The organism is Pradoshia eiseniae (assembly GCF_002946355.1).
GTDB classification, from domain to species: Bacteria; Bacillota; Bacilli; order Bacillales; family Pradoshiaceae; genus Pradoshia; species Pradoshia eiseniae.
On sequence record NZ_PKOZ01000037.1, the window covers coordinates 1 to 2,205 of the forward strand.

Genomic DNA, 2,205 nt, shown 5'->3' on the forward strand with positions numbered 1-2,205 from the left:
TAGTTTCCGTAATGCTTTACACCAATTCAAAGATGATTTGAAGCACTACATACTACTGTATGCCAAGTGTATTAAATCCATTGTATCGGATAATATATTCATTATTCGATTAATTAACTGTATAATAGAAATACCGATGTACCTTTGACTTAAACGTGGGATCACTAATTTAGTGGAACCCTACCGTTAGTTTGAGGACATTGGGTTTTTTTATAGTTAAAAGTGATGTAAAATTGTGTTGTGCAGTGACCCTTATAGTGATTCCGACTTATTGGAATGGGGCTATAATTAGACCTCTAATATTGATGTGAGGCACTCCACTTACACACCAAAACGGCACTGCACCCCAATTTAATAATCAAAATCAATTCCTGTATTTTTTACAGGATTTTTTTATTTCTAAGGAGGAATTTTGATAGTTGTGTCGTAATTTATATTTTGTTTAAGAGACTATATAGAACAATCCAAAAACAATATAATATAAAGCAGTTGAAACTCTACCGTTGGTTGGAGCTAGGAAGCTAGACTCTTGTGTTAAATATGAGATTTAATATCTGGCGATATAATCCTGACATACTACAATGGGCATAAGCTCTCACGGAAACTTGGATAGTCAGATATGTCATACTGCGACTGGGAGGAGAAATGATGAACACTACCATTACTCCATTTAGTTATGGAAATGACACGCATAACAGCCATACAGGACAGCGTAATTTTTATCAGTTTTATGTCGGTATTGATATTGGAGCAAGCTTTCACGTTGCATCCTGTATTCCGTTTGATGCATTCTTAGATCCTAAAGGTATTGCTTGGAAACGGACAAAGACAATGAAATTTAACGCTGATAGTTCTGGAATCGCTGAGTTTTTAACAGCTCTTGAAAAAATCGAAAATCAATTTTCATTTACGAAAAGAGACTTTTTAATTCTATTAGAACCCACAGGTGGGCATTATTCTTACTTAGTACAACAAGTCCTTTTAACTGAAGGCTATGATTTATTTCAAGTTGAGAACAGTGCTGTAGGAGAATTTCGAAAGAAAAACTTAGGAATCTCTGAAAAGACTGATTCAATGGATGCCAAAGTAATGGCCTATATGGGGTGGCACAAGCAACTTCATCCACATATGCAAGGTGTAACGCTTATTAGACCTCAATCAGTCCTTCAATCCTTATTTCGAACAGTTATGAGGGATAGATGGTATTTAAACGTACAACTAACTCGTCGGAAGAACCAAGTTCAACAGCTTTTAAGAGTCACTCATCCTGATTTGAATAAAGCCTTTAAGAGTCTATCCAGCACGTCTGTTCTCAAGTTAGTCTTAGAGTACCCTACGGGACTTCATTTGAAAGAAGCCACAACAGAAGAAATATATCATTTCCTATTAAAAGCTGGTGCCAAAAGTGTCGCTAAACGAGCAGCTAACATATTAGCTAAAGTGATGCCTAATACAATCGCAGTTCCAGCTGAACATCTTGTAGAGCGACAAAATTGGATTATAGAAGAAGCCTTACGACTAGAAGAGAGTCTCAAGCATATTGACCAAGAAATACATAAACTTTTATGGGGAGACCCTGATAAAGGGTTAGATCCTCACCCATATACAGAAATTCTAATGTCCCTTCCTTATGTGAGCGAAAATATCGCCTGTACACTGATTGGAGTTATAGGTGACGTTGAACGATTTAGTACATATAAAGAGTTCAAAAAATATCTCGGTGTATCTGCAGAAAATAAACAATCAGGGACGTCTGTAACTGGTACAAGACAGACTTACAGTGGTGTTAGAGATGCCAGGAGAGTCCTTTACCAAATCGCTTTAATTATATTGGCAAACGGAAAAAAACAACCTACAGTCTTCAAAGCCTACTATGACCGCAAGGTAAATGAAGGAATGAACAAGAAAAAAGCAATCGGACATTTATGCGGCAAAATAGCTGTTCTTATTTATACACTCTTAAAAAACAATGTAAAATACGATCCAATCTCACACGCCAAAGCTTGCGGCATAGAACCAGATAATCTTTATTTTAGAAATAACGAGACCGAAACGAAGCTAATAAAATAAAAAGTAATCATAAAGCACAAAAAGCCTAAGTGCTTTAAATGAGAAAAAACCACCTATTATTTGTGATATTTTAGGTGGTTTTTCAACTTCAAAGATACTTTTCAAGGTATCAAAGCACTACACTACATTTAAGTA

General features: G+C 35.8%; 1 protein-coding gene. It reads left to right on the forward strand.

What is annotated here, in order from left to right:
* Positions 1-648 precede the first annotated feature (648 nt).
* Entirely contained in the window at positions 649-2,070 is a 1,422-nt protein-coding gene (locus tag CYL18_RS18895; protein ID WP_104851011.1) for an IS110 family transposase, read from the forward strand.
* The last annotated feature ends 135 nt before the right edge of the window (positions 2,071-2,205 follow it).